Annotated in this window: 7 protein-coding genes and 1 pseudogene; 6 read left to right on the top strand and 2 right to left on the bottom strand. The window is 67.8% G+C overall.

Annotated elements, in window-relative coordinates; translation table 11 throughout:
- On the bottom strand, positions 1–830 hold an 830-nt coding region (locus WBP48_RS01640), incomplete at its 3' end, for an ROK family protein (protein ID WP_424435101.1).
- 115 nt (positions 831–945) lie between these two features.
- Here WBP48_RS01640 and WBP48_RS01635 point away from each other — a divergent pair.
- The 6 genes from WBP48_RS01635 (at position 946) to WBP48_RS01610 (ending at position 6,531) form a co-directional block, all read left to right on the top strand.
- Entirely contained in the window at positions 946–2,241 is a 1,296-nt protein-coding gene (locus WBP48_RS01635) for an ABC transporter substrate-binding protein (RefSeq protein ID WP_424435098.1), read from the top strand.
- Positions 2,238–3,149: a carbohydrate ABC transporter permease gene (locus WBP48_RS01630; RefSeq protein WP_424435095.1), complete on the top strand. Its 912-nt coding sequence runs from the start codon at positions 2,238–2,240 to the stop codon at positions 3,147–3,149. Before WBP48_RS01635 ends, WBP48_RS01630 begins: the two co-directional genes overlap by 4 nt.
- Positions 3,150–3,244: 95 nt before the next feature.
- Positions 3,245–4,066: a carbohydrate ABC transporter permease gene (locus WBP48_RS01625; protein ID WP_424435104.1), complete on the top strand. Its 822-nt coding sequence runs from the start codon at positions 3,245–3,247 to the stop codon at positions 4,064–4,066.
- Positions 4,067–4,160: 94 nt separating this feature from the next.
- Positions 4,161–5,837: a glycoside hydrolase family 13 protein gene (locus tag WBP48_RS01620; RefSeq protein ID WP_424435092.1), complete on the top strand. Its 1,677-nt coding sequence runs from the start codon at positions 4,161–4,163 to the stop codon at positions 5,835–5,837.
- 65 nt (positions 5,838–5,902) lie between these two features.
- Complete coding sequence (locus WBP48_RS01615; protein WP_424435089.1) at positions 5,903–6,151, top strand: type II toxin-antitoxin system Phd/YefM family antitoxin; 249 nt, start codon at positions 5,903–5,905, stop codon at positions 6,149–6,151.
- Entirely contained in the window at positions 6,148–6,531 is a 384-nt protein-coding gene (locus WBP48_RS01610; protein WP_424435086.1) for a type II toxin-antitoxin system VapC family toxin, read from the top strand. The genes WBP48_RS01615 and WBP48_RS01610 overlap by 4 nt, the downstream gene beginning before the upstream one ends.
- 139 nt (positions 6,532–6,670) lie before the next feature.
- Here the strand turns inward: WBP48_RS01610 and WBP48_RS01605 are convergent.
- A pseudogene (locus tag WBP48_RS01605) lies at positions 6,671–7,360 on the bottom strand (ABC transporter permease); the annotation flags it as partial.

Genomic DNA, 7,360 nt, shown 5'->3' with positions numbered 1-7,360 from the left:
GCGATGGCCTCCGCCGCCCACCGCGCGGCCATCGCGCCGACGCCGTTGGCCGTACCGACGCCGGTCACGTGGTCGAACGCCCTCATCTCGCCGACGCCGCCGTGCGTGCCGCGCAGCAGATGCCCGTCGATCACGACGCCAGCACCCAGGCGTGCCCCCGCGAGCAGCGTGATGTAGTTCCGGCATCCCACCGCCGACCCGCTCGTGCCCTCGGCCAGTGCCGCGAGTGACGCGTCGTTGTCGATGCGCACGAGCGGAGCCCACCCGAGCGCATCGATGAGCCCGGGGTTCATGCGGCCCCAGAAACTGTCATGGCTGCGCGGCGACCGGCCGTGGGCATCGACCGGTGCCGGCACCCCCGCGCACAGCGAGAGCACATCGGCCCGGGTTCGCCCTGCTGTCTCGAGGGCGTCGTCTACGGCGCGAACGATCAGCCTCGCTCGCGTGGGGGCGTCGTCACGATCGGGCTCCAACTCGACGCGGCGCGTCGACAGCGGGACGGAACGGAGGTCGGCGACCCTCGCTGTGATGTGGGCGTTGCCGACGTCCACGCCGACCAGCACCGCCGCGTCGCCGCGCAGCTCGAATCGCCGGGCGGGCCGTCCCTTACGATAGGCGCCCGCTTCGCGCGCGTTCGGCAGCTCCCGCAGCAGACCCAGGTCCGCCAGCGTCGCCATGGCGTCGATCGCGGTCGAGCGGGTCAGACCCGTTGCGGCGATCGCGTCGGTGGCGGTGAACTCCGCGCTCGACCAGGCATGCGTGAGCACGGCGTCGAGACTCGCACGTCGCGGCGGCGACGGCGGTGGCGAGGCGGCGGGGACTGTAGACATCGGGGTCTTGACCTTCTTGACGTTGTTCTGCAATACTGCCGCGTAGATATTGATTTGGCGAGAAAATCTATTCGACGATCAATATCGAGCGACGACGCACAACGGGAGGACGAGGGTGTCTAGAAGAGCATGGCGCGCGGTAGCCGCGGGTGCGGTTCTCGCGCTGGGCGCGAGCCTGCTGGCGGGGTGTTCCGCCGACGGGCGGGAGACCATCCGGTTCACCTTCAGCAAGCGCGAGGCGCTGGCGTTCATGAACCAGGTGGTCCAGGACTACAACGCGTCGCAGGATGCTGTCCGTGTCGAGATGGACACGTCCGGCGTCGATGTCGTTTCGGCGAGCTTCGTGCGCGGCAACCCGCCCGACATCATGCTCGCCAACTACAACTTCGAGGTCGCGCGGTTCGTGCAGCGTTGCGCGCTGAGCGACCTGTCAGGCACGGTGGCGGCATCGAACGTCAAGGACGACCTCGGCCCGCTGATGGACCAGTACGGCTCGTGCGAGGGACGGACGAGTGCGTTGCCGTACTCGGTGATGGCGGCATCCGTCATCTACAACAAGGAGATCTTCGACGCGCAGGGTCTTGAGGTACCGCAGACGTGGAGCGAGCTGCTCGCCGTCTGCGACGCGCTGGAGGCGGCGGGGATCACGCCGTTCTACGGCACTTTCAAGGATGACTGGACTGTCGGTCAGGGGTGGTACGACTACTCCGTGGGCGGCTCGATCGACGTCATCGACTTCTTTGACGCCATGAACGCGGAAGGCACCGACGTCGGCCCGGACTCGGAGAGCTCGTTCCAGAAGGACTTCGCCGAGTCGATGGGCAAGATGACCCAACTCGCCGACAACTACGTCAACGCGGATGCCAACAGCAGAGGCTACGGCGATGGCAACCTCGCCTTTGCCAAGGGGCAGGGGGCGATGTATCTGCAGGGACCGTGGGCCTTCAGTGAGATCGCGAAGACCGCCCCCGATCTGCAGCTCGGCACGTTCCCGCTGCCGATGACCGATGACCCGGGCGATCTCGCGATCCGCGTCAACATGGACCTCGCCGCCATGATCCCCGAGGGCTCGCGTCACCAGGAGGCCGCCCGCGACTTCCTCGAGTATCTGTTCCAGCCCGACGTCATCCAGGAGTACAACGAGTCCCAGCTCGGTTTCACGCCCACCGGGGACGCGCCACCGCCGACCGATCCGCGCATCGAGGGGATGATCCGGTACTACGACGACGGGCAGATCTATCAGGGGCCATCCGTGCTCGTGCCGAAGACCATCCCGGTCTTCAACTACGCGCAGGCGATCGTGCTGGGCGCCAATCCCGACGGCATTCTGCAGACGATGGATGCCGACTGGGCGCGGGTCGCGTTCCGCGCACCCGTCGTGGCCGACAAGACGAAGGAGTCCGGACAATGAGCGCGACCTCGACCACTGACACCCGTCGGGGCGGCACTGTGAGGCACCGCAAGAGGCGGGTCGAGCCGATCTACTATCTGTTCCTGCTTCCGACGCTGGTGCTGTTCACGCTGGCGATCACCGTCCCCGGCGTCGTCGGCATCTTCTTCAGCTTCACCGACTCGATCGGCATCGGTGAGTGGAGCTTCAACGGTCTCACGAACTACATCGCGCTGTTCGGCGACCCGGCGATCCTGCAGGCCTACCTGTTCACCTTCGGGTTCTCGATCGCCACCGTCATCGTCGTCAACGTGTGCGCGTTCCTGCTCGCGGTGGGACTCACCTCGCGTATCCGATTCAAGACGGGGCTGCGGACGGTCTTCGTGATCCCCATGGTCATCTCGGGCATCATCATCGCCTACGTCTTCAACTTCCTGTTCTCCAACTCGCTGCCGGCGGCCGGGTCTGCACTCGGCATCCCGTTCCTGCAGACCAGCCTGCTGGCCAATCCCGACCTCGCGTGGGTCGCGATCGTCATCGTGACCGCCTGGCAGGCGATTCCCGGCACCCTGCTGATCTACATCGCCGGCATCCTGTCGATTCCCGGCGACGTCTACGAAGCGGCCGACCTCGACGGCGCCTCGAAGCGGCAGCAGCTGCTGCGGATCACGCTGCCGCTCGTGGCGGGCTACGTCGTGATCAACTTCATCCTCGGCTTCAAGGGGTTCCTCAACGCCTACGACATCATCGTCGGCCTCACCAACGGCGGCCCGGGCACCGCGACCCGGAGCGTCGCGATGGCGATCATCGCGGGCTTCAACGGCGGCGACTACGCCTACCAGATGGCGAACGCCACGATCTTCTTCATCGTCGCCGTCCTCATCTCCATCCTGCAACTCTCGCTCACACGGGGAAGGAACCAGCTCTGATGTCCACCTCCGGTCAGGCCGCGCTCGCGTTCGAGCAGGCCGATGTCTCACTGGGACTGCAGACGACGAAGACGAAGCGTGTGAAGAAGCCCGGGATGGAGCGGGTCAACTGGTCGGGCACGATCATCCTGATCCTGTGCGCCGTGACGGTGCTGCTGCCGCTGTACGTCACGATCTCGATGGCGTTCAAGACGACCGGCCAGGCCGTCGACGGCAACGCGTTCTCGCTGCCGGCCCCGTTCAGCATCGAGGGCTTCGTCGAGGCGTGGAACCTCACGAAGTACCCGGTCGGCGCCGGCATCTCACTGCTGGTGACGGCGGGCACCGTCACCGCGACGATCGTGCTGGCCGCGTTCGCCTCGTACGCCATCGTGCGCAACTGGGACCGGAAGCTGTTCCGGTACTCGTTCTTCTACCTACTCGCGGCGATGTTCATCCCGTTCCCCGTCGTGGCGCTGCCGCAGATCCAGCTCACCGGTCGGGTCGGCCTCGACAACCCGTTCGGGGTCATCATCCTCGCGACGATGTTCCAGTTGAGCTTCAGTGTGCTGCTGTTCACCGCGTTCCTGCGCTCGATTCCGCTCGAACTCGAGGAGAGCGCCCGCATCGACGGCGCGACGACGTGGCAGACGTTCTGGCAGTTGATCTTCCCGCTGCTGGCGCCCATGAGCGCGACGGTCGGCATCTTCGCCTTCCTGTACGCATGGAACGACTTCATGATGCCTTCGCTCATCATCTCCGACCCGACGCTGCAGACCCTGCCGGTGCGCCAGAACCTGTTCCAGACGCAGTTCAGCAACAACTACAACGTGTCCTTCGCCTCGTACCTCATGGCGATGGCTCCGGCGATCGTCGCGTACCTGTTCACACAGCGCTGGGTCATGGAGGGCGTCACCCAGGGAGCGGTCAAGGGCTGAGCGACAGCGGTCTACGCTGATCTGCGGCGGTCCGCCAGGTCGGACCACCCTCTCCATCTGCTTCGCCCCACCCTCCCGAAAGGACTCCGCCCCCGTGGCACTCCCCGTCGACTCCGCATCCGGCACTCTCGATCTGCTGCCCCCGTGGTGGCGGCAGGCCGTCGTCTACCAGGTCTACCCGCGAAGCTTCGCCGATGCGGATGCCGACGGGATCGGCGACCTGCGCGGCATCCTGTCGCGGGTGGACTACCTCTCCGACCTCGGGATCGATGCGATCTGGCTGAGTCCCTTCTACCCCTCGGCGCTCGCCGACGGCGGCTATGACGTGGACGACTACCGCGATGTGGATCCGCGGCTCGGGACTCTCGATGACTTCGACGACCTGCTGCGGGCGCTGCATTCCCGCGACATCAAGGTCGTCGTCGACATCGTGCCGAATCACACCTCGAACCGGCATCGCTGGTTCCAGGAGGCGCTGGAGGCCGGGCGCGGCTCGGCGGCGCGCGAGCGCTACATCTTCCGCGAGGGGACCGGACCCGACGGCTTGGAGCCGCCGACGGACTGGGGCGCGATGTTCGGCGGATCGGCGTGGGAGCGCGTCGCCGACGGCCAGTGGTACCTCCACACCTTCGCGATCGAGCAGCCCGACCTCAACTGGAATCACCCCGAAGTGCGCGAGGACTTCCTCACGACGCTGCGATTCTGGGCCGATCGCGGCGTGGACGGGTTCCGCATCGACGTCGCGCACCTGCTCGCGAAGGATCTGACCGAGCCGCTGCCGTCGTCGGCGGAGCTCGCGCTCATGCCGAAGGACGGGAAGCATCCGCTCGTCGACCGCGACGAGGTGCACGAGATCTACGCGCAGTGGCGCGCGCTGTTCAACTCGTACGATCCGCCGCGCACGGCCGTCGCCGAGGCGTGGGTCGACCCGTCCCGCATCCACCTGTACGCGCGTCCCGAATCGCTGGGGCAGGCGTTCAACTTCGACCTGCTCGAGACCGACTTCGACGCGGCGCAGTTCCGGCGCGTGATCAGCGACAACCTCGCGCTCGTGGCCGAGTCCGGTTCGTCGTCGACCTGGGTGCTGTCCAACCACGACGTCGTGCGCCACGCCACGAGGTATGGGCTCGACCCCGAGGCCATCGGCACGAGGCTGCCGGCCCGCCACGGCGGCGACTGGCTCGTGGCCGGCGGTGACGAGGCGCAGCTCGATCGCGAGCGCGGCGCGCGGCGCGCCCGCGCGGCGACGACGTTCATCCTCGGACTGCCCGGATCCACCTACCTGTACCAGGGGGAAGAGCTCGGGCTGCACGAGGTCGCCGACATCCCGGCATCCGCTCGGCAGGATCCGACCTTCTTCCGCACGCACGGCGAAGAGGTGGGGCGCGACGGATGCCGCGTGCCGCTGCCCTGGGCCCCGGACGGCTCGTCCTTCGGGTTCGGCGACGACGGCGCCCACCTGCCTCAGCCGGAGTGGTTCGCCCGGTACGCGGTGTCGGTCGAAGAGGCCGATCCGCGCTCGACCCTGCACCTGTACCGGACGGCGCTGCGCCTGCGGCACGAGCTGCAGACCGGCGAGCACCTGGAATGGGTGGAAACCGGCCGCGACGACGTGCTGCGCTTCGCGCGCCCGAACGGGTGGCACATCGTGACCAACTTCGGCACCGAGCCGTACGAGCTCGACGACGCGCCCGTCGTCCTCGCGAGCACGCCGACGCCGCTCGGCGTCGTGCCCGGCGAGACGACCGTCTGGCTCGCACCGGTGGAGTGATCGCCTCGATACCTGGTCGTACGTATGCTCGGCATTGGATCGTACGTACGGAGTAGACTTCCGTCATGACAAGGATTGTGACGGCGTCGGAGCTCCGCCAGAACGTGTACCGATTGGTCGATCAGGTGCTCGAGACGGGCGAGGCGATCGAGATCGAGCGCAAGGGGCGACGATTGCGGCTCGTTCCCGCCGAGCCCCCCGATCGGCTGGCGCGTATCAACGTCGACCCGGCGGTCATCGTCGGCGAACCCGACGACCTCGTCTCGATCGACTGGTCGGCCGAGTGGAATGCGGATGCCGAGGTGCACCCTTGACGCTGCACCTCGATACGCACGTCGTGGTGTGGTTGTACGCCGGAGAGCACTCCCGCTTTCCGGCTGCGCTGCGGGATCGACTGAATGCCGAGTCGTTGCGCATCTCGCCGACGGTGCGTCTCGAGTTGAGCTACCTGCACGAGATCGGGCGGATCGCCGTGTCGCCGGACCGCATCCTCGCGGAGCTGTCCTCATCGATCGGACTCGACGAAGACACGGAGGGCTTTGCGCGGGTCGTCGACATCGCCCAGACCATGACATTCACACGTGATCCCTTCGACCGCATGATCGCGGCGCAAGCCGCCGCGGCGGGCGCCGGGTTGGTCACGAAGGATGAGCGGATCGCCGCGGCGCAGCCGGCGCTCGCGGTCTGGGACTGACGCGGAGGGCCGCGGGGCTGACAGCTCGGCGGGTCGAGCCTCGAGGGGCGTGGCTCAGCAGTCGCCCCCGCACAGTCAACAGCGCAAACACTGTGCCGAAGCGACTGCCGAAGAGTGGGCGCGTCCGGGCCGCGGGGCGCTACTCCAGGGCGGCCTCACGGTTGGGCTCCGCACCGCCGGCAGTGCGGAAGTGGCCCGCGACGGCGAGCAGCAGCCCGCCGACTGTCCAGGCGGCGAGGACGAGCCAGGCGGCGGAGGCGTCGGCATCCGGGAAGTAGGAGAGGTCGCGCACGAGCGTCGCCGATGCACCCGGCGGGAACCACTGACCCACCGCGCCCCACGCTCCCGGCAGGTACGACGCCGGCAGCGCCGCGCCCGAGATGGGGTTCGCGAAGAGCATCATGACGACCGGGCCGACCGCGATTCCGGCGCGTCCGATCAGGGCGACGAATCCGACGATGGGCGCCGCGATCGCCGCGAGCGACAGTGTGAACGCTGCCGTATTGATCAGGTAGGCGCCCTGCAGCGAGCCGAACCAGCCCTGCAGGATGCCGGTGAGCACGAACCCGCCGACCACCGCATAGAGCGAGACAGCGAGGATGCGGCGGAACGCGCCGACGACGAGGAACGAGATCGCGATGCCGCCGATCATCCCGCCGAGGAGCATCGGGAAGAACGCGGCGTTCATCCCCGTGCCGTTCGGGTCGGTGTCGGCGAAGGGCACGACGTCGGTCACGGTGAGTGTCGGGGGCGTGGGCTGCTGGCCCGCCGTGGGCTGCTGGCCCGCCGTGGGCTGCTGGCCCGCCGTGGGCTGCTGGCCCGCCTGCCC

This window comes from Microbacterium sp. (assembly GCF_049661145.1).
GTDB lineage: Bacteria > Actinomycetota > Actinomycetes > Actinomycetales > Microbacteriaceae > Microbacterium.
Note: the sequence above shows the minus strand (reverse complement) of the source record. Positions and strands in the feature narration are given on the sequence as shown.

What these genes read in the sequence shown, in the direction of transcription:
- WBP48_RS01625 (WP_424435104.1), top strand. Translation starts at nt 3,245, where the DNA reads ATGGAGCGGGTCAACTGGTCGGGCACGATCATCCTGATCCTGTGCGCC.
- WBP48_RS01615 (WP_424435089.1), top strand. Translation starts at nt 5,903, where the DNA reads ATGACAAGGATTGTGACGGCGTCGGAGCTCCGCCAGAACGTGTACCGA.
- WBP48_RS01630 (WP_424435095.1), top strand. Translation starts at nt 2,238, where the DNA reads ATGAGCGCGACCTCGACCACTGACACCCGTCGGGGCGGCACTGTGAGG.